14 protein-coding genes are annotated in these 19,383 nt (G+C 72.0%); 3 read left to right on the top strand and 11 right to left on the bottom strand.

Translation table 11 applies throughout. From position 1 onward, the window contains the following. Nucleotides 1-43: 43 nt before the first annotated feature. From manA to FDF13_RS07990, 7 genes are all read right to left on the bottom strand, one after another. Nucleotides 44-1,276 carry a mannose-6-phosphate isomerase, class I gene (gene manA / locus FDF13_RS08020; protein WP_254668740.1) on the bottom strand — a complete coding sequence of 411 codons (1,233 nt, stop codon included), beginning with the start codon at nucleotides 1,274-1,276 and terminating at the stop codon, nucleotides 44-46. Between the two features lie 240 nt (nucleotides 1,277-1,516). Further along, nucleotides 1,517-1,822, bottom strand: coding sequence for a C40 family peptidase (locus FDF13_RS14775; protein ID WP_175406914.1), 306 nt, complete (start codon nucleotides 1,820-1,822; stop codon nucleotides 1,517-1,519). A 187-nt stretch (nucleotides 1,823-2,009) separates the two neighbouring features. Continuing rightward, nucleotides 2,010-4,118: an N-acetylmuramoyl-L-alanine amidase gene (locus FDF13_RS08010; protein WP_175406913.1), complete on the bottom strand. Its 2,109-nt coding sequence runs from the start codon at nucleotides 4,116-4,118 to the stop codon at nucleotides 2,010-2,012. 302 nt (nucleotides 4,119-4,420) lie between these two features. Then, a complete protein-coding gene (locus FDF13_RS08005; RefSeq protein ID WP_137319189.1) occupies nucleotides 4,421-5,917 on the bottom strand; it encodes an LCP family protein in 1,497 nt (498 codons plus the stop codon). 77 nt (nucleotides 5,918-5,994) lie between these two features. Continuing rightward, a complete protein-coding gene (locus tag FDF13_RS08000; protein WP_137319188.1) occupies nucleotides 5,995-7,143 on the bottom strand; it encodes an acyl-CoA dehydrogenase family protein in 1,149 nt (382 codons plus the stop codon). Nucleotides 7,144-7,163: 20 nt separating this feature from the next. Continuing rightward, on the bottom strand, nucleotides 7,164-7,679 hold the full coding sequence (gene purE, locus FDF13_RS07995) for a 5-(carboxyamino)imidazole ribonucleotide mutase (RefSeq protein WP_137319187.1): 516 nt from the start codon (nucleotides 7,677-7,679) through the stop codon (nucleotides 7,164-7,166). After that, nucleotides 7,676-8,836, bottom strand: coding sequence for a 5-(carboxyamino)imidazole ribonucleotide synthase (locus tag FDF13_RS07990; protein ID WP_137319186.1), 1,161 nt, complete (start codon nucleotides 8,834-8,836; stop codon nucleotides 7,676-7,678). Before FDF13_RS07990 ends, purE begins: the two co-directional genes overlap by 4 nt. A 210-nt stretch (nucleotides 8,837-9,046) precedes the next feature. On the opposite strand from FDF13_RS07990, the gene FDF13_RS07985 reads away from it, so the two are divergent. Next, the gene (locus tag FDF13_RS07985) at nucleotides 9,047-9,502 is read left to right on the top strand and encodes a GtrA family protein (RefSeq protein WP_137319185.1); all 456 of its coding nucleotides are present in this window, start codon (nucleotides 9,047-9,049) and stop codon (nucleotides 9,500-9,502) included. A gap of 140 nt (nucleotides 9,503-9,642) precedes the next feature. Here the strand turns inward: FDF13_RS07985 and FDF13_RS07980 are convergent, their stop codons facing one another. Both FDF13_RS07980 and FDF13_RS07975 read right to left on the bottom strand, forming a co-directional pair. Beyond that, complete coding sequence (locus FDF13_RS07980) at nucleotides 9,643-10,794, bottom strand: alkaline phosphatase family protein (protein ID WP_137319184.1); 1,152 nt, start codon at nucleotides 10,792-10,794, stop codon at nucleotides 9,643-9,645. Nucleotide 10,795: 1 nt separating this feature from the next. After that, nucleotides 10,796-11,380 (bottom strand): DUF5998 family protein, encoded by a 585-nt coding sequence (locus tag FDF13_RS07975; protein WP_137319183.1) that lies wholly within the window; start codon nucleotides 11,378-11,380, stop codon nucleotides 10,796-10,798. 138 nt (nucleotides 11,381-11,518) lie between these two features. On the opposite strand from FDF13_RS07975, the gene FDF13_RS07970 reads away from it, so the two are divergent. Beyond that, nucleotides 11,519-14,200, top strand: coding sequence for a GNAT family N-acetyltransferase (locus FDF13_RS07970; RefSeq protein ID WP_137319182.1), 2,682 nt, complete (start codon nucleotides 11,519-11,521; stop codon nucleotides 14,198-14,200). Nucleotides 14,201-14,397: 197 nt separating this feature from the next. On the opposite strand, the gene FDF13_RS07965 is transcribed toward FDF13_RS07970, so the two are convergent. Continuing rightward, nucleotides 14,398-14,910: a GNAT family N-acetyltransferase gene (locus FDF13_RS07965; RefSeq protein ID WP_137319181.1), complete on the bottom strand. Its 513-nt coding sequence runs from the start codon at nucleotides 14,908-14,910 to the stop codon at nucleotides 14,398-14,400. Nucleotides 14,911-15,060: 150 nt separating this feature from the next. Then, nucleotides 15,061-16,131, bottom strand: coding sequence for a hypothetical protein (locus FDF13_RS07960; protein WP_137319180.1), 1,071 nt, complete (start codon nucleotides 16,129-16,131; stop codon nucleotides 15,061-15,063). A 560-nt stretch (nucleotides 16,132-16,691) separates the two neighbouring features. On the opposite strand from FDF13_RS07960, the gene FDF13_RS07955 reads away from it, so the two are divergent. Next, nucleotides 16,692-19,379 carry a DNA topoisomerase (ATP-hydrolyzing) subunit A gene (locus tag FDF13_RS07955; RefSeq protein ID WP_137319179.1) on the top strand — a complete coding sequence of 896 codons (2,688 nt, stop codon included), beginning with the start codon at nucleotides 16,692-16,694 and terminating at the stop codon, nucleotides 19,377-19,379. Nucleotides 19,380-19,383 lie beyond the last annotated feature (4 nt).

The raw sequence follows: 19,383 nt of genomic DNA, 5'->3' as shown, positions 1-19,383 counted from the left end.
TGCCACCACACTCCACCGAAAGCCCCACATTCGTGTGCGGCCGTCAGCCGCTCAGGCGGGTGCGGGCAGGCCAGTGGTCGCGACGAACAGCTGCCCGGTGCCGGTGACGTGCGGCAGCGGCTCGTCGGCGCCGACGAAGACGCTGTCCCCCGCCGGCGAGCTCCGTGCTCTCCTCCCCGCTGCGCACGGTGAAGCCGCCGGCGGTGCACAGGAGGATCGCCGCGCCGCTGCGCGCGATCGGGAGGTCGGCGGCGGAGTCGATGCGCTGCAGGGCGAAGTCGTCGGTGGCCCCGCGCACCACCCCGCGGGCGTCGGGCGCCGCCCGCCGCGGTTCGACGCTGTCGTAGACGACGACCGCATCGAGCTCCGCGAGGTCGATGTGCTTGCTCGTCAGCCCGCCGCGCAGCACGTTGTCCGAGGACGCCATGATCTCCACCCCGAGGCCTCCGAGGTAGGCGTGGAGCACCCCCGCGTCGAGTGCGAGCGACTCCCCGGCCCGCAGGCGCAGGCGGCGCAGCATGAGCGCGACGAGAGTCCCCGCATCCCCGGGGAAGTCCGCAGTGACCTCGCGCAGGGTGTCCTGCGGGTCGACCGCGCTGCCCTGCCTGCAGGGATGGTCCGCACCGACGCCGGGGAGGTCGAGGGCGGCGAGGCGATCGGCGAGCGGTCCGTATTCGGCGGCGCGGCCGAGCACCAGATCGGTCGCCTCCCGCAGCGCCGCGGCCTCGTCGTCCTGCCCGCCGGAGGGCGTGAGCGCGGTCAGCCAGGCCTCGAGCAGCGGTCGGTCGGCCGGGGAGGCCGCGGCGCACAGGCGTTCCACGGTGGCCCGGATCGCCGGGAGCGGGCGGAAGCCGCAGAGCGCGTCGAAGTCGCCGAGCGCATGGATGAGCTCCGGTTTGTGCCAGGTGTCGCGGTAGTTCCGATGCGGAGCGTCGACCGGGACTCCCGCGGCGTCCTCGCGCGCGTACCCGGCCTGCGCCTGCTCCCGGGAGGGGTGCGCCTGGATCGAGAGCGCGGTCCGGGCGGAGAGGATCTTGAGGAGGAACGGCAGCCGCTCCCCGTAGACGTCCACCGAGCCGGCTCCGAGCCGCGTGTGCGGGTCCCGCGCGATCCACTCGCGCAGATCCGTGTCCTCGACGCCCGAGGGCGCTCCGGGGTGGGCGCCGATCCACAGTTCCGCGGCCGGCGTGCCGTCGGGCTCGCGCCCGAGGATCTCGGGGATCCCCGTCGGGCTCCCCCAGGGGTAGTCGCGCACCGTGTTCGTCAGCTTCTGCATCCTCGTCGTTCCCTGTTCTCCGTCCGCCGGCCGGCGCCCCTGCAGGACCGCCCTGTTCGCCTCGGTCAGCCTAGGCGAGAGCGCGCGGGGTCGCGAAACCGGGGAACCCGGGGCGGGGCCGGGAGCGGCTCGGGGGGCTCGGGCGGTGCCGGGAGGCCGGGAGCGCTGCACGCCCGGGCCACGCACGAGGCGGCCGGCATGCTCTTCGCATGCCGACCGCCCCATCGGAGTCAGGGTCCGTCAGATCACCCGGACGAACACCGCACCCCGCTTGAGCATCCAGTCGTAGCTGCGCTTGCTCGTGTTGGTGCGGGTCGATCCCGCGTCGTACATCTGGCCCTCGGTCTCGGACACGATCCCGAGGTGGCCGGGGATCCAGATGAGGTCGCCGGGCTTCGCCTGCGAGGCCGGGATCACTTCCCCTGCCGCTTTCTGCGCCCCGGAGGAGCGCGGCAGCTTGATCCCGTTCTGCGCGTAGACGTACTGCACGTAGCCCGAGCAGTCCCAGCCGGAGCGCGGCGAGGTCCCGCCCCACCGGTACTTCACGCCGAGGTGCTTCTTGGCCGTTGCGATGACCGCGTCGCGCTTCTCCTTGTCGAGCTGCTCGGCGCTCTTCTTCGGCTTCTCCTTCTTCGGCTCGTCCTTCTTCTCGGACTCGTCCTTCTTCGGAGTCTCCTGCTTCGGCTCCTCCTGCTTCGGAGTCTCCTGCTTCGGCTCCTCCGCCTTCGGCTGCTCACTCGGAGCCGGTGCCGGAGACGGAGTCTGCGAGGGTGCCGGCGACTGCTCGGTCTCCGGATCTGCTGAACCTTCCCCGGGTCCAGCAGGCCCGGAGCCGGGCTCCCGCGGACTCGTCGTCCGCGGAGCCGGGCCGGGACGCGTTGAGATCGCGCGCCCCTCCGGAGATCTCGCCGCGCGGTGAGAACTCCGTCACCCCGTAGCCTTCGGCCCAGACCAGCCGGGCCCCTTCGTAGAGCTGCTCGCACCGGCCGTCGGAGCACTGCGGTGCGGACTTCGGGTAGCCGATGTGGCCGTTCTCGTAGCCCTTCTGGGCCCAGTAGCCCTGGAGCACGCCCCAGGTCGGCTGGGCGCCGGACTTCGACGACCAGTGCATCGAGCCGCCCTGGAACTTCTGGAACGCGCCGCCGCCCTTGAGGCCGCCCTGCTCCCCGGTGACGGGGAGGCCGAGCTCGGTGCGGGTGGCGCCGTTCCAGGCCGAGGCGATCGCGCCGGTGATGACGCGCGGACCGGTGGCCTTCGACCACGTGATGTAGCCGCGCTCGTAGTTCTTGACCTTGCCGCCGGCGAGGTCCCATTCCTGCGAGGTGGGCTTGCCGAGGACCTTCTCCTTGCCCTCGTAGTGCGTGTCGATCGCGGTCTTCTTGGGGGCGGGCTTCGGGGTCTCCTTCTCGGGAGACGCCGGGGCCCCGCCCTGCTGGAGCTTCTCGATGTCCTTGCGCATGCTGCCGAACTTCGAGTAGAAGGCCGCTCCCGGGCACGAGGTGGAGCCGAGATCGCGGTGTCCGACGACGGCCGGGATGCTCCGGCCGCCCACGGTGGCGCGGTCGTTGACGGACACGCCGCTGCCCGAGAGCTTCCACGCGATCGCGTGGTTGACGGCGTTCAGCGCCGCCTGCGGCGGGGCCGACTTCCCGTAGGAGCCCATGACGGAGATGCCGAAGGTCCCGGTGTTGTAGCCGGCCACGTGGGCGCCGATCACCGCGCGGTCGATGCCGCCGGCGCGGCCCTCCCAGAGGCGGCCGTACTTGTCGACGAGGACGTTGTAGCCCACGTCGGACCAGCCGCGGCCCTTGGTGTGGAAGCTGTAGATGCCGCGCAGGATGCCGGGCACGTCGCCGGCGCTGTAGCTGTTCGAGCCGGCGGTGTGGTGGACGACGGCGGCGCGGACCTTGGGCGCGTAGGACGCCTTGCCCTTGCGCAGGCGCTCATTGGCGCCCCACGACTTGCGCGAGCCGATCTTGGGCTGCGAGACCTTCTTCACCGCGACGGTCTGCGCGGTGGCCGAACCGGGCGCTGCGGTCGCGGGGACCGCGGCGGCCGGCTGCGCGGCGTAGCCCTCGGCCCCGGCGGCGGCGCCCTCGGCGGCCGCCTCGTCCGATGCCTCGGCGCCCGGTGCCGGCGCGGCGACCGGGGCGTTCTGCTCGACGGCCTGCTGGTCGGCGGCGGAGTGCTTGGGGTCGATGACGAGCAGGCGCGCGTCGTCGGGAGCGGCGTCGCCGAGCACGCGCATCTGCACCTCGCTCGCGCCGCTCACGACGAACGGCTCGGTGCCGGGGGTGCCCTCACCGACGACGTCCTCCTCGAGCTCGTCCCAGGCGGACCAGCCCTCGCCGGTCCGGATGCGGACCTCGATGGTGACCTCGGTCTCGGTGTCGTAGGTGACGCCGACGACGGAGGACCGGGACTCGGGCACCTCGAGGACGTCGGAGATCGCGGCGATGTTCACGCCGTCCTCGGTCTTCTCGCGGACGCCGCCGGACATGTCCGGGGTCTCCGTGGGTGCCGGGGAGGTCTCCTCGGCCGGCGCGGGGGCCGATTCGCCCGGGGTGCTCGACTCCGATTCCTGCAGCGAGACCGGCGAGATCGCCGTGCCGCCGGAGCCGAAGGTACCGAGCGGGGCCATGCCGAGCGCGTTCACGGCGCTCGGGGACCGCAGGAGGTTCGGCAGGTTGGTCGTGCTCGAGTTGGTGACCTGTGCGGTGACGGGCGAGGACTCGCGCGCACCGGGCGCATCGAGGCCGTCCTCGCTCACCTCGGTGAGCGCGTGCTCGTCGATGGTCGGTGTGACGGTGGCGGATCCTGCAGCAGCGGCGGGGACGGTCAACCCGAGGGTCGAAACCATCACCGCGGATGCGCACGATGCCACGATGGGCAGTGCAAATCTCATCGTTTCAGCCTTTTCGAGGAAGTCAGGGAAGAGAGGCTTCACGAGATGAACTCGTCATTGGAAGGATGACGAATCAGCTCAACATCTCAGAATTGTTACACACTTTTCGGCGTGTCGGACTGGATTTTTCGACGTCGAGCGGAGTTACACGGATGTCGTTCCGCGAGATCTCGCGGCGACACGCGGCTGAAAGATTTTCGAGGAATCCGGGAGGAAACCTCGAGAATGCCGGGAGGACCTCAGGGCACGTAACAGATGGCCCGGTCCTTCTCGTCTTCTCCTCCCTCGGTCGGGGCGGCGGCGAGAACCGCCCCGGGCACGGCTCCGGCGACCGGATCGAGCCCTGCGGGAGCGGCTCCGGCGGCGAGCACGCTCGGCCCGTCCGGGGAGGCGGCGCGCGCCTCGGCGGGCTCGAGCGCCTCGGCGACGAGGGCGTGGACCGCGGCGTAGTCGGGGTCGGCGGGGATGACCTCGGGCGGGGTGAGGTTGAGCGAGCGGATCTTCTGCGCCTTCGCCTTGAGCGCGAGGTCGACGAACCGGTCGACCTGGAGCTGCGGGATGTCGGTGGACACGACCTCGGGCGCAGCCTGCGCGATCGACTGGTAGCGGGTGAGCACGGTCGCCGGGTCGAGCTGGGCGATCATCGCCTCCTGCACGCAGCGCTGGCGGACCATCCGCTCGTAGTCGCTGGCGAACTCGCGCGAGCGGGCGTACCAGAGGGCGTGGAAGCCGTCGAGGTGGAGCTCGCCGGGCTCGATCCAGCCGCGCACCGGGCCGTGCTTCCCCGTCGCCTTGTCCACGGGCGCGGAGATCGGCACGCGCTTACCGGAGACCAGGGAGATGCCGCCCATCGCGTCGATGAGGGCCTCGAAGCCCTTGAGGTCGATCATCGCGTAGTAGTGGACGTCGACCCCGGTCACCCCGCTGATCGCGTCCTTCATCGCCTGGGCGCCGGCCGGTGAGCCCTCGTCGAATCCCTCGGGGTGCTGCTCACCGAGCTGGTAGACGGCGTTGATGAGACACTCGTCGCCGCAGTCGTAGCCCTGCGGGTACTGAGACCGCAACGGGGAGTCCTCGGCGAAGGGGACGTTCTGCAGGTTGCGCGGCAGCCCGATGATCACCGACTCCCCGGTGCGCGCGTCGATCGACACGAGGGAGATGCTGTCCGGCCGGATCCCCTCGCGCCCCTTGCCGGCGTCGGTGCCGAGCAGCGCGACGTTGTAGCGGCCGTCGCTCGGCCGCACGCCGAGCCCGCCGGCGAAGATCTCGCTGATGAGCTGCCGCTGGCTATTCAGCGTCACCGTGCCCCAGGCGAGCCCGCCGCCGATGACGAGCACACTGGCGAGGGCGGCGGCGACGACGCCCAGCCGGGTGCGCGGGGACAGCCGGACGAGCCGGATCCGGCGCACGGTGTCGACCAGCGCCACGAGCCACACCACCGCGAGCACGAGTGCCCAGAGGGTGAGCAGCGCGAGGATGAACGGGTTCGTCGCGAGCGTGAACACGAGCTGCCGGCGCAGGAGTGAGGCGAGCCCGACGAGCACGACGAGTGCCCAGGTCGCCAGGGACAGGCCGAGCGCGAACCGGGCGAACCGCCGCACGCCGAACAGCGACTGCACGCTGCCGGGCAGCAGGATCGTGGAGACGAGCAGGATCCAGCCGCGCACATCACGGGTGCTCCGGTCCGCGTACTCGGGGAAGCGGATCGGGTCGGTGTACTTCGGAGTGCGGGGCATCCCTCACCTGTCGGATCTCTGCGTGCGGTCGGCGGTCGGCCGGGGGCAGCCGCGCGGGGCGGGTGGCGCGGGGCGGCTCAGGCGAGCAGCTTGCGGCCCATGACGAGGCGCTGCACCTGGTTCGTGCCCTCGTAGATCTGCGTGATCTTCGCATCGCGCATCATCCGCTCGACCGGATGGTCCTGCACGTAGCCGGCACCGCCGAGCAGCTGCACGGCGTCGGTCGTGATCTCCATCGCGACGTCGGAGGCATAGGCCTTCGCCGCCGCCCCGAAGAAGCCGAGGTCGGCGTCGTCGCGCTCGCTCTTGGCCGCCGCGACGTAGGTGAGCTGGCGGGCCGCCTCGAGCTTCATCCCCATGTCGGCGACCATGAACTGGATCGCCTGGAAGTCCGCGATGTGCTTGCCGAACTGCTTGCGCTCCTTGATGTAGCCGATCGCGTAGTCGAGCGCGCCCTGCGCCACACCCACGGCCTGCGCGGCGATGGTCACCCGCGTGTGGTCGAGGGTCTTGAGCGCGATCTTGAGCCCGTCGCCGACCTCGCCGACCACCCGGTCGCCGGGGATCCGGCAGTTCTCGAAGAACAGCTCCCGGGTGGGGCTGCCCTTGATGCCGAGCTTGCGCTCCTTCTCCCCGAACGTGAAGCCCTCGTCGGACTTCTCGACGACGAACGCGGTGATGTTGCGCCCGCGCGGGCCGTCAGGATCGGTGACGGCCATGACGGTGTAGAACTCGCTCTCCCCGGCGTTGGTGATCCACGTCTTCACACCGTTGAGCACCCAGTCGTCGCCGTCGCGGACCGCACGGGTGCGCATGCCCGCGGTGTCGGAGCCGGCCTCCCGCTCGGACAGCCCGTAGGAGAACCCGCACTCGCCGGAGGCGACCCGCGGGAAGTACTTCGCCTTGATCTCCTCACCGCCGCCGATCTGCACCGGCATCGATCCGAGCTTGTTCACCGCCGGGATGAGAGAGGAGGACACGCAGCCGCGCGCGATCTCCTCGATGACGATCGCGACGGCGAGCGCATCGGCCCCCACGCCCCCGTACTCCTCGCCGATGTGCGGGGCGAAGAAGTCGGTGGCGACGAGCGCCTCGTGCGCCTCGCGCGGATAGCGCGCCTCGGAGTCGACCTCCGCGGCGTACGGCGTGATGCGGTTGTCGACGACGTCACGGACGGCCCGGCGGAGCTCCTCGTGGTCCTCGCTGAGCTGGTAGAGATCGAACATGCTGCTCCTCACATACGGTTTCAGGTCTGCCGGCGGCGCTCGGACAGCGCCGCACCCTTCGCCTCGGCGACGGCCCGGAGGTTCTCACGATAGTCGTCGAGCGCGGCCCGGATGCGCTGCGCCTCGGGGTCGCGGCCGATTCCCAGGATCCTCGCCGCCAGCAGGCCGGCGTTCTTCGCCCCGCCGATCGACACCGTGGCCACCGGCACCCCGCCGGGCATCTGCACGATCGACAGGAGCGAGTCCATGCCGTCGAGGTGGGCCAGCGGCACCGGCACCCCGATGACGGGCAGCGAGGTGACGGAGGCGATCATGCCCGGCAGGTGCGCCGCTCCCCCGGCCCCGGCGATGACGACCTCGAGGCCGCGCGCGGCGGCGGTGGAGCCCCATTCGATCATGTCGTGGGGCATCCGGTGGGCTGACACCACCTCGGCGGTGCACGGGATGCCGAGCTCGTCGAGGACGTCCGCGGCGGCGGCCATCGTCGGCCAGTCGGAGTCCGAGCCCATGACGATGCCGACGGTCGGGGTGCTCATGCGGTGTCCTTCCGCTCGGGTTCGGGATCGGTGTCGACCCCGGCGATGAAGTCCGCGGCGTGCCGGGCGCGGGCGAGCACGGCTGCGGCGTCGTCGCCGTAGACGTTGACGTGGCCGAGCTTCCGGCCCGGGCGCACCGACTTGCCGTACATGTGGACCTTGACCTGCGGGTCGTGGGCGAGCACGTGGAGGTAGGCGCGGTAGAGATCGTCGCGGTCGGCGCCGAGCACGTTGACCATCGCGGTGGCCGGGGTGCGGGCGCTCGGGTCGCCGAGCGGCAGGTCGAGCACGGCGCGGAGGTGCTGCTCGAACTGGGAGGTGACCGAGCCGTCCTGGGTCCAGTGGCCGGTGTTGTGCGGGCGCATCGCGAGCTCGTTGATCCGGTAGCCGTCCGGGGTCTCGAACATCTCCATCGCCATCACCCCGGTGACGTCGAGGGCGCCGGCGACGGTGAGGACGTCGGCGGTGATCCGCCGCGCGAGCTCGGGGTCGAGTCCGGGCGCGGGGGCGACGGCCTCCTTGCACACGCCGTCCTGCTGGTAGGTGGCGACGACCGGCCACACCGCGGTCTGGCCCATCGGCGAGCGCGCGATCATCACCGCGAGCTCGCGGGTGAAGTCGATCTTCTCCTCCGCGAGCAGCACGGGGTGGGAGGCGAGCCAGTCGGCGGCGTCGGCACCGCTGGTCACGACGCGCACGCCGTGGCCGTCGTAGCCGCCGCGCGGGGTCTTGAGGACGACGGGGAAGCCCACCTCGTCGCCGAACCGCTGGAGGTCCTCGGGTGAGTGGACCTCGGCCCAGCGCGGATTGGGCAGGCCGAGCTCGTCCATCCGGCGGCGCATGACGATCTTGTCCTGCGCGTGGATGAGTGCTTCCGGCCCCGGGTGCACGGCGTGCCCGGCGGCCTGCAGGGCGCGCAGGTGCTCCGGCGGCACGTGCTCGTGGTCGAAGGTGATGACGTCGACGGTGTCGGCGAAGGCCTGGAGGGCCGCGAGGTCGGTGTGGTCGCCCACGGTGACGCGGCCGGCGACCTGCGCGGCGGACGACTGGGCGGATTCGGCGAGGACGTGGAAGCCCACGCCGAGCGCCTCTGCTGCGGGGGCCATCATGCGGGCCAGCTGGCCGCCGCCGATGACGCCGATCACGGGAGAACTCACCACTCCACTCTAGCGAGGGTGCGGCGGGACCGCCGCGCACCGGCCTCCCGGCGCGCCGCGCGCGGCGGTCCCACAGCGGGCCCCCAGGCGGGTTCCGGTACCGTTGTCCGGGGACTTCCGCACGGATCGCGGCCGCCCGGCACGGAGCGGCACCGCTCCGCCGGACACCGGTCCCGCTTCTTCATTCATCGGACGACGGACGGGTACGGGATGCGCTTACGCAAGGAGGCCAAGCGCGTCGCCAAGTTCTCCGTCGTCGGCGGCATCGCGTTCATCGTCGACTTCACCCTGTTCAACGTGCTCCGGCTCGAGGCGGTGGGGATCGGGCCGATGTGGGCGAAGATCATCTCCGTCACCGTCGCCACCACGGTGAGCTGGCTCGGTTCCCGGTACTGGACGTTCAAGGACGGGCGGAACCGCTCGGCGGGCAAGGAGGCGATGTGGTTCTTCCTCGTCAACGCCGGCGGCCTGCTCATCGCGATGGCCTGCCTGTGGTTCTCCCACTACGTGCTCGGGCTGCGCTCCGCGCTCGCCGACAACATCTCCGCGAACGTCATCGGCGTCGGCCTGGGCAACATCTTCCGCTACCTCATGTACCGCTCGGTGATCTACCGCGTCACCCCGCGCCGTCCCGCGCAGCGCCGCGAGGTGCTCCGCTTCGACTAGGAGACCGCCGCGCCGGGCGGGACCGGGAGCACCGCCGTCGACACCGGGCCCGAGCCCGACGGCGCGCACTGAGGAGCACACCGGTGACCGAGCCGCGCGCCGTGCTGCGCAGCTCGGCTCGGAGGTCCTGAGCGCTCGGCTCAGCCGCGAGCGCGCAACAGCGGGATCTCGAGCTCGCGCTCGGTGATCCCGCCGTGGTGGCCGAGCAACGCGAGCGCCGCCGGCGAGTCGTGCTCGGAGTCGATGATCCCCACACCCGCGTCGCAGACGACGACGAGGTCGCCGATCCGAGCCCGGTTGACCGGCCGCACGGGACCGAAGAATCCCCGGCCGATCGCATCGTCCCGGGTCAGCACGAGGGCACGCTCACCGAGCACGCTGCGATAGGCGGCGCGCACCTCAGCCGCGGCGCCGGGCTGCGCGTAGACGTGGACGGCGCGCGGCTCACCGCCGATGGCGCGCACCCCCGCCCGCAGCTCCGGGGTCTCCGCGAGATCGATCCGGGAGTCGTGGGGCACGTCGACCATGCCGTGGTCGGCGGTGATGAGGAGCTCGGCATCCGCCGGGAGCGCCTGGGCGAGCGCGGCGAGCCGATCGTCGAGGTGCTCGAGCTCCTCGAGCCACTCCCAGGAGTCGACGCCGTGGACGTGCCCGGTCTTGTCGAGGTTCCCCCAGTAGAGGTAGACGAGCCGGCGGCCCGGCCGGCGGATCTCCTCGCGCGCCTGGTCGACGCGCTCGGACAGCGTCTGCGAGCCGCGGAACCGGCCGCCGCGCAGCGAGGCCTGGTTGAGGCCGCGCCCGGCGAACTTCGGCTCGCCGAGGCTGACGACGTCCACCCCGGCGTCGCCGAGCCGCTCGAACAGGGTGGCGTCGGGCACCCACTGCTCCGGGTCGACCTCGGGGTCCCAGGTGAGCTGGTTGAACACGACGTCGCGGTCCGGGTCGAGGAGGCGGTAGCCCATGACGCCGTGGGATCCCGGCAGCAGCCCGGTGCCGAGCGAGGACAGCGAGTTCGCCGTCGTCGAGGGGAACCCGGCGCTCAGCGCCCCGGCGTCGGGCAGCAGGCCCCGGAGGAACGGGGCGTGGGCGGCGCGGTCGCGCAGCAGGCGCGCGCCCATCCCGTCGACGAGCACGACGACGGCGACCCGCACCTCTGCGTCGAGGCCGAGGCGCGCGGCGCGCTCCTGGGCGCCGGCGTCGAGGATCTCCCCGGCGCCGAGGCCGAGCGCGGCGGCCGGCACGAGGTCGGACAGGAGCGCGGCGGAGGCGTAGTCGGGCGGGGCGGTGCGCATGTCAGGAGGCCGCCCGGCGGGCGGCGAACACCGCGCGGCGCAGCTGCAGGACGAAGTCCTCGGCCCGGTCGACCGCGCCCTGCCCCTCGGCCTGGGCGGACACGCGCAGGGTGACGTCCTCGGAGAACAGGGAGCCGCTGTAGCCGTGGTCGCCGTCGCAGTCGGGGTCCCCACAGGTCTCCGGGAAGGTCTCGATGCGGCGCACTGCACCCCAGCCCAGGGTGATCGCGACCTCGACCGGCCGGTCGGAGGACCGGTACTCCGCCGGGTCCTCGTAGGTGCGGCTGATGAGGACGGTGCGCAGGCGCTCGAGCGGGATGTCCTCCGTCGACGTGACCCCGCGCGGACGGTGGCCGGGGACGGCGTCGGGCTCGTCGTCGACGTGGGCGAGGAGGAGCCGGGTCGGCGTGACGAGGAAGGCGGTGACGTGCCGGTGGATCGCGTCGAGGTCGACGTGGGTGTCCATGTGGACGTAGTGGGCGAGGATGTCCTCTCCGAACAGCGCTTCGATGAGCATGCTGCCGGTGAGCTGCGGGTAGTAGCCCGCGGCCTGCAGGTCGGAGGCGAGAGTTTTCGGAAGAGCCATGGGCACCATTGTGCCGCAGGGCGCGGACACGGCCGATCCGGAGGGACGCATCCGCCCGCCGGGACCGCCGCGGGCTCCGCGTCAGGGAACTCCCGCGGCGGTGGTGACCGGGTCCGTGCGGATCACTATGCTGGGTGCATGGAACCCTATCCGTCGTACTGGGAAGCCGATGTCGTGCTGCGCGATGGAGCGACGGCGCACGTGCGGCCCATCCGCCCCTCGGACGCCGACGGCATCCAGACCATGCACAGCAAGCAGTCGCCGGAGTCGATCTACCTGCGGTTCTTCGCTCCGCTGCCGGTGCTCCCGGAGAAGGACCTCGCCCGGTTCGTGCAGGTCGACCACCGCGACCGGGTGGCCTTCGTCATGACGATCGGCGAGGAGATCATCGGCGTCGCCCGCTACGACCGGATCGACGACACCGCCGCGGAGGTCGCGTTCAACATCGCCGATGCCCACCAGGGGCGCGGGATCGGGTCGATCTTCCTCGAGCACCTCGCCGCGGCCGCCCGCGAGCGCGGCCTCGAGGTCTTCACCGCCGAGGTCCTCCCCCAGAACCGCTCGATGCTCCAGGTGTTCGCCGCCGCCGGGTACGAGGTCTCCCGCGAATTCGACGACGGCGTCGTCGCCGTCCGCTTCGAGATCGACCCGACGGAGAAGTCGATCCAGGTGCAGGAGGCCCGCGAGCACCGAGCGGAGGCGAAGAGCGTCCGCTCGATCCTCCACCCGGGCTCGGTCGTCGTCATCGGCGCCAGCCGCAAGCGCAACTCCACTGGCAACCTGCTCCTGCGCAATCTCACCGCTGCCCGCTTCACCGGCACCATCACCGTCGTCCACCCGGAGGCCGACTCCGTAGCAGGGTTCCCCACCGTGCCCTCGCTCGACGCAGTGTCCGAGCCGATCGACCTCGCGGTCATCGCGGTGCCCGCCGAATCGTGCGCCCAGGTGGTCCGCGACTGCGCCGCCCGCGGGGTGAAGTCCGTCGTCGTCATCTCCTCGGGCTTCGCCGAAACCGGTGAGCACGGCCTCGAGCTCCAGCGGGAGATGGTCGCCACCGCCCGCTCGCACGGGATGCGCGTCGTCGGACCGAACTCCTTCGGCCTCGCCAACACCGCGCCCGAGGTGTCCCTCAACGCCTCGCTCGCCCCGTTCCTCCCGGACGCCGGGACGCTCGGGCTGTTCAGCCAGTCCGGAGCGCTCGGCACGGCGCTGCTGGCCGCGGCGAAGACCCGCGGACTGGGGATCTCGACGTTCGTGTCCGCCGGCAACCGCGCCGACCTGTCCGGCAACGACCTCCTCCAGTACTGGGAGGAGGACCCGGCCACCGCCACCGTCGGGCTCTACCTCGAGTCGATCGGCAACCCGCGCAAGTTCTCCCGGATCGCCCGCCGGGTGTCGCAGGTCAAGCCGGTCATCGTCGTCAAGTCCGCGTTCACCGGCCGCGAGCTCCCGCCCGGCCACCAGGTGCGCGTGTCGAGCCTGTCGGCGACCGCGCTCGACCAGGTCCTCACACAGGCCGGAGTCGTCCGCGCCGACACCATCCACCAGCTGTTCGACGTCGCCCAGGTGTTCTCCTTCCAGCCGCTGTCGGCCGGCCGGCGGGTGGGCGTGGTGGGCAACTCCGCGGCGCTCTCCACACTCGTCGTCCAGCGCGCCCGCTCCGAGGGCCTGCGCGTGGAGACCGCCCCGGTGTCCCTCCACCCGGAGGTGCATGCCGAGGAGTTCGCCGCCGCGCTCAAGGACATGTACGCCGACCCCACAGTCGACTCCGTCGTCGTGACCTTCGCCCCCTCCGCCGGCGCGGAGGAGCGCGAGATCGCCGCGGTGCTCGCCGACGAGGCGGCGCGCTCAGGCATCACGACGGTCGCCTGCTTCCTCGGGGTGCACGGCGTCAAGGACGAGCTCACCGCGTACACGCCGCAGGAGGACGGGTCCCGGGCGGCGCGCAGCGTGCCGAGCTACATGGGACCGGAGGACGCCGTGTGGGCACTCGCCCGTGCCACCGAGTACGCGATGTGGCGCAAGTCCGACCGGGGCCGCTACCCGGAGCTGGAGAACGTCGACCCGCGCGCCGCCAGGGACATCATCGAGCGCAATCTCGCCGGCGTGGAGCCCGGGGAGACCGTGTTGCTCGGGCGCGACGACACGCGCGCGCTGCTCGGCGCCTACGGGCTCGAGTTCCTCCCCTACCTCACCGCCCGCACCGTGGACGAGGCGCTCGCCGCCGCAGACACCCTGGGCTACCCGGTCGCACTCAAGGCCGTGCACAAGCGGCTGCGCCACCGGATGGAGCTCGGCGGGGTGCGCCTCAACGTCGACGACCCCGAGGAGCTGCGCGAGGACTGGGCCGGGGTCTCCGCGGTCATCGACTCGGTGCTCGACCCCGGGGACGATCACGGGATCGACGTCCAGGCGATGGCCCCTCCCGGCTCGGCCTGCGTGATCCGCGCCGGGGAGGACCCGCTGCTCGGCCCCATGGTGTCGTTCTCGCTCGCTGGGGACACCTCGGAGCTGCTCGACGACGTCGCCCACCGGGTCGCCCCGCTCACCGATGTCGACGCCGCCCAGCTCGTGCGCTCGCTCAAGGCCTCTCCGCGCCTGTTCGGCTACAAGGGCCTGCCGGTGATGAACATGGAGCCGACGGAGGACGTCCTGCTGCGGCTGTCCGCGCTCGTCGAGGCGTTCCCGGCGATCCGCGACGTCGAGATCCAGCCGATCGTCGTCACCGAGTCGGACTCGCACATCCTCAGCGTCAAGGTCGAGCTCGAGGCCTCGGCCGACCGGATCGACTCCCAGCGCCGCCGCATGAGCGGAGGCTGAGCCCCGCGGACCCGGCCGGCCGGCAGGGCTCAGCTGGCCGGGCTCAGCGGGCCGGGCGCGGGTGTGGTGGTTTCGTGCAGGTGTGCGACCGTTGAAGCCACCACTCTCGATCTGACGTCCCACCGTTCCGGCCGGGCCAGCATGCGGGTGACCGTTGCAGCACCAGTCCGCGCGCCGGGCACGAGGCGGGCGCACCCTCAGCCGGCAGCGGGCTCCCAGGCGTACTCGGTGAGGATCGACCCGGTGTCGATCTCGACGTCGCGCACCCGGGCGAACCCGGCCTTGCGGTACATCCCGATGCCCGGCGGGTTGTCCTGCGAGGTGATGACGAACAGCCGCTGCCCGAGCTCCTGGGCCTGGCCGAGGAGGCCGGAGGCGACGCCCTTGCGGTGGTGGGCGGGGTCGACGATGACGCGCGTGACGAAGAGCCCGGCCTGCCGCTGCGCGAGCACGACCGCCCCGCGCACCTCGGCGATGGTGTCGATGCTCCCGGTGTCCCCGGTTCTCACGGTGCTCGGATCCGCGTGCTCGACGACGTCGGCGATCCAGCGCAGGCCCGGCGCGGTGATGTCCTCGACGGTCTCGTAGAGGTAGGGGATCCGGTCGTGGCCGAGGATCTCGGCCTCGATGCGGAAGGCCGCGACCTGGATCCGCAGCAGCTCGTCGGCATGGGCGGCCACCTCGGCCGCGGTGAGTTCGCGCACAGTCATGGCCCCACCCTGTCACAGCTCCCCCGGCAGCCCGCGGTCGGGCGCGTCTCGCCCCATCGAATCCGAGTGTGGTGGTATCGGCGAAGTGTGGTGCCGTTGTCGCTCGTACACATCACCGAAACCACCACACTTCCACGCGCGAGGTCTCGGTCAGCGCAGGGCCCCGACGCTGCGGAGGGCTGCCACGAAGCGCTGCGGATCGATGACATCCGCCCATTCGAGGCGGAGCACCCGGAACCCGAGCGCGCGGATCGCGTTCTCCCGCCGCTTCTCCCGCAGGAGCGCTCTGCGGTCCATGAGGATCGTTCCGGACGCACGGTACTTCGATTCGCCATCGACTTCGATGACGAGGCCGAGGCGCTCGAGGAGGAAGTCGACCCGCCCGATGAACGCACCCTGGTCCGTGTACAGCTCCGCCTGCTGGACGACGTCGCCGATGCCGACGCTGTGGAAGCCGAGCAGCGCCAATGCCTCGGCCGGGGATTCCGAGAGCCCCGTGCCGAGATCGAGCACTCTGCGCAGGCGCGCGGCACCCCAGCCGTCGAGAAGTCGACCGGCCGCATCGCACAGCACCGCCTTCCGCCGCTGTCGCGCGGCGGCCGGCAGCGGGAACCGTCCCGGGCGCCCGTGCTCGTCGGTACCGGGGCGCCCGAGAAAGCACTCCGCGGCCATGATCCCGGTCTCCGTGCCGCAATCGCGGATGAGGTCGACGACTGTGCGCGCCCGCGAGGTCACCCGGAGCGACCCGATCGGATGCGCCTCGACGATGTCCTCGTCCGCGATGACCCGCTCCCGTCGCCGCAGCCCGGGGGTGGTGATCCTGCCGTGCGGGCTGCTGACCTCGAGCCGGGTCAGACGGCCGGGCAGGAGCGGGAGGTCGTGCACCATCGCGGCCGAGCGGTGGCTGACGATGTCGCCCGGTGCGATCCGTCCGGTGCAGGCGAGCCACCCCACATGGTCGAGGCGATCGCGCTCCCACCGGGAGAGCGTGCCCGGGTGCGGTCGTGCGCGATCCGGCGCGGCACCTCGGCTCCGGGCGAGGAGCAGCGCGGGATCCTCGAGGAAGTACCGGAGCCGCGCATGGGCGGGGTGCGAGCAGTCCGCGGCGACGGCATAGATGCCGCGGGCGACCCGGATGAGGCAGCAGGCGAGGGACGACTGGAGGAGGGCGGGCTCGATCCCGATGGCCCGGGCCTGAGCTCGGGAGAAGACGTTGTACATGGCCCCAGCCTGGAATGGACGGCGCGCGTGTGCGAGAGGGCTTGCGAACCTGTGGACGGCCGATCCTCGTCACCGGTCGATGTGACCTCGCGCTGCATCCGCCTGTGACCCGAGGATGCGCGCACCGGTCGCGTCTGCCGTGGACGACCCCGGCTCCCCGGCGCGGATGCTGCGCCGCACCCCAGGGGGATGCGCCCCGGCACCGCCGCACCCCGCTGCCGCTCGGACCAGCGGCCGTACCCGAGCCGGCCTTGCACCTCGCGTCCGCGACCGTGGTGGTTCCGGACAGGAGTGCCACCGTTGATGCCACCACGTTCCGACTTTTCCACCACATACTGCACACGCGTCGTCGAGGGCGGGCACGCGCCTCGCGCTCGGGAGTGTGGTGGTTTCGACTGAGTGTGCCGCCGTCAATGCCACCACCCTTCTCCGAAACCACCACAGTCCCGGAGCAGGCCGGTCCGGGCCCGACGCGCACCCGGCGCGAACCGCGGGATCCCGGGCTCGAGGCGGGTTCGCGGGTAGGATGAGCCTGTCGTTTTCGCAGTGTGAGGAGTTCCATGGCAGAGCCGGTCGCAGGCCAGATCGTCGACATCGACGTCTCCGAGGAGATGGAGACCTCCTTCCTCGAATACGCCTACTCGGTGATCTACGCCCGGGCCCTGCCGGACGCCCGCGACGGCCTCAAGCCCGTGCAGCGCCGGATCATCCACCAGATGGGCGAGATGGGGCTGCGCCCCGAGCGCGGGCACGTCAAGTCCTCGCGCATCGTCGGCGACGTCATGGGCAAGCTCCACCCGCACGGCGACACCGCGATCTACGACGCGCTCGTCCGCCTGAGCCAGGACTTCATCATGCGCGTCCCGCTCGTCGACGGGCACGGGAACTTCGGCAGCCTCGACGACGGGCCGGCCGCCCCCCGCTACACCGAGGCGAAGCTCACGCCCGCCGCGATGGCGATGATCGCCGGGCTCGACGAGGACGTCGTCGACTTCGTCCCGAACTACGACAACACGCTCACCCAGCCGGAGATCCTGCCGGCGGCATTCCCCAACCTCCTCATCAACGGCGCCTCCGGGATCGCCGTCGGCATGGCGACGAACATGGCCCCGCACAACCCCGGAGAGGTCATCGCCGCCGCCCGCCACCTCATCGAGAACCCGCAGGCCGGTCTGTCCGAGCTCATGCGCTTCGTGCCCGGCCCGGATCTGCCCTCCGGCGGCCGGATCATCGGGCTGGCCGGGGTGCGTGAGGCCTACGAGACCGGGCGCGGCACCTTCCGCACCCGGGCGACGGTGAAGTTCGAGAATCTCACCGCCCGCCGCAAGGGCATCGTCGTCACCGAGCTGCCGTACCTCGTCGGTCCGGAGAAGGTCATCGAGAAGGTCAAGGACGCGGTGCAGGCGAAGAAGCTCACCGGCATCGCCTCGATCGACGACTTCTCCGACCGCAAGCACGGCCTGCGCCTGGTCATCGGCATTAAGAACGGGTTCAACCCCGACGCGGTCCTCTCCGAGCTCTACCGGCTCACCCCGATGGAGGACTCCTTCGGGATCAACAACGTGTGCCTCGTCGACGGCCAGCCGCGCACGCTCGGGCTCAAGGAGCTGCTCCAGGTCTACGTCGACCACCGGCTCTCCGTCGTGCTCCGCCGCACCCGCTTCCAGCTCCGCAAGGCCCAGGACCGGCTCCACCTCGTCGAGGGTCTGCTCATCGCGATCCTCGACATCGACGAGGTCATCCAGCTCATCCGCTCCTCCGACGACGCGCCGACCGCCCGCGGCCGGCTCATGGACGTGTTCGACCTGTCCGAGCTCCAGGCGACCTACATCCTCGACCTCCAGCTGCGCCGCCTGACGAAGTTCTCCCGGCTCGAGCTCGAGGCCGAGCGCGACGAGCTGCGCGCCCGGATCGCGCACCTCGAGAGCATCCTCGCCTCCGATGCGAAGCTCCGCGCCCTCGTCTCCGCCGAGCTCGGGGAGGCCGCCGATGCGATCGACTCCGCCCGCCGCACCGCGCTCGTCGAGGGCACCCAGGAGGTCACCGGGGCACGCCGCAGGGCCGGCACCCCCGAGCTCACCATCGCCGACGAACCCTGCTGGGTGCTCCTGTCGACCTCCGGCCGGATCGCCCGCACGAACAGCCTCGCCCCGCTGCCGACGACCGGCCGGCGCGTGTCCCACGACGCCCTGCGGTCCCAGATCGCGACGACCACGCGCGGCACCGTCGGCGCGATCACCACCGCCGGGCGCCTCCTCACCGTCGACGTCGTCGCGCTCCCCGCGCTCCCCCCGCAGGCCACCCGGCCCGGCCTGGCCGGCGGGGTGCGGATCGGGGAGTTCGTCACCCTCGACGCCGGCGAGCGGGTGCTCGCCCTCGTCGACATCGGCACGGACTTCTTCCTCGGTACCGCCGGCGGCGTCATCAAGCGCGTCGCCGGGGCCGAGGCGCCGGCGAACAAGGACTCCTGGACCGTCGTCAACCTCAAGCCGAAGGACTCCGTGGTGGGCGTCGGGCAGCTCCCCGACCCCGAGGCCGCCCGCCTCGTCCTCATCGCCTCGAACGGCCAGCTCCTCACCTACGGCGCGGACCTCGTACGCGCGCAGGGGTGGAACGCCGGGGGCGTGGCGGGGATGAAGGTCGCCGCCGACGCCCGCGTCATCGCCGTCGACCTCGTCGACCCGGAGGAGGACAACACCGTCGTCACCGTCGCCGACGGGGTGAACTTCAACGGGGAGCCCGCGCTGTCGATCAAGCTCACCGCGCTCGCGGAGTTCCCCACGAAGGGCCGGGCGACCGGCGGCGTGCGCGCCCACCGCTTCCTCAAGGGCGAGACGGGCCTCGCGCTCGCCCACACCGGTCCGTCACCGCAGGCCGCGGCCGCCGGCGGCGGGGCGCGCGCGCTGCCCGAGGAGTTCGGCCGCCGCGACGGCACCGGCACCCCGCTGGAGACGAAGATCGACGCGCTCGGCGCCCTCCCCCATGCCCGCGGGGCCGAGCCCGAGGCGGACGAGGCGGCCGCCGCCGAGGCCGCCGAGGCGGCCGGGTCCGCGCCCGGTGGGGCCGCGGGGAGCGCACCGGGCGGGGAGGACTCCCTCGACCTGCCCGCGCACGCCCCGCGCCGCCGGGATCCCGACCTCGAGGCGCGCCGCGAGGAGATCGCGCGGGCGCGCACGGACGAGGGGGACGCCGCGGTGATCATCAGCCGCGACGAGGACGACGACGCGGAGCCCGGCTCCCTGTTCTGAGCCG

Source organism: Brevibacterium sp. CS2, assembly GCF_005280295.1.
Lineage (GTDB): Bacteria > Actinomycetota > Actinomycetes > Actinomycetales > Brevibacteriaceae > Brevibacterium > Brevibacterium pityocampae.
The sequence above is the reverse complement of the archived record's forward strand: the minus strand, read 5'-3'. Positions and strand labels throughout refer to the sequence as shown.

Coding starts and splice junctions, on each gene's coding strand:
- FDF13_RS07985 (WP_137319185.1), top strand. CDS start 9,047: ATGCGCTTACGCAAGGAGGCCAAGCGCGTCGCCAAGTTCTCCGTCGTC.
- FDF13_RS08000 (WP_137319188.1), bottom strand. CDS start 7,143: ATGTTCGATCTCTACCAGCTCAGCGAGGACCACGAGGAGCTCCGCCGG.
- FDF13_RS07975 (WP_137319183.1), bottom strand. CDS start 11,380: ATGGCTCTTCCGAAAACTCTCGCCTCCGACCTGCAGGCCGCGGGCTAC.
- FDF13_RS07970 (WP_137319182.1), top strand. CDS start 11,519: ATGGAACCCTATCCGTCGTACTGGGAAGCCGATGTCGTGCTGCGCGAT.
- manA (WP_254668740.1), bottom strand. CDS start 1,276: ATGCAGAAGCTGACGAACACGGTGCGCGACTACCCCTGGGGGAGCCCG.
- FDF13_RS08005 (WP_137319189.1), bottom strand. CDS start 5,917: ATGCCCCGCACTCCGAAGTACACCGACCCGATCCGCTTCCCCGAGTAC.
- FDF13_RS07955 (WP_137319179.1), top strand. CDS start 16,692: ATGGCAGAGCCGGTCGCAGGCCAGATCGTCGACATCGACGTCTCCGAG.
- purE (WP_137319187.1), bottom strand. CDS start 7,679: ATGAGCACCCCGACCGTCGGCATCGTCATGGGCTCGGACTCCGACTGG.
- FDF13_RS07965 (WP_137319181.1), bottom strand. CDS start 14,910: ATGACTGTGCGCGAACTCACCGCGGCCGAGGTGGCCGCCCATGCCGAC.
- FDF13_RS07960 (WP_137319180.1), bottom strand. CDS start 16,131: ATGTACAACGTCTTCTCCCGAGCTCAGGCCCGGGCCATCGGGATCGAG.
- FDF13_RS07980 (WP_137319184.1), bottom strand. CDS start 10,794: ATGCGCACCGCCCCGCCCGACTACGCCTCCGCCGCGCTCCTGTCCGAC.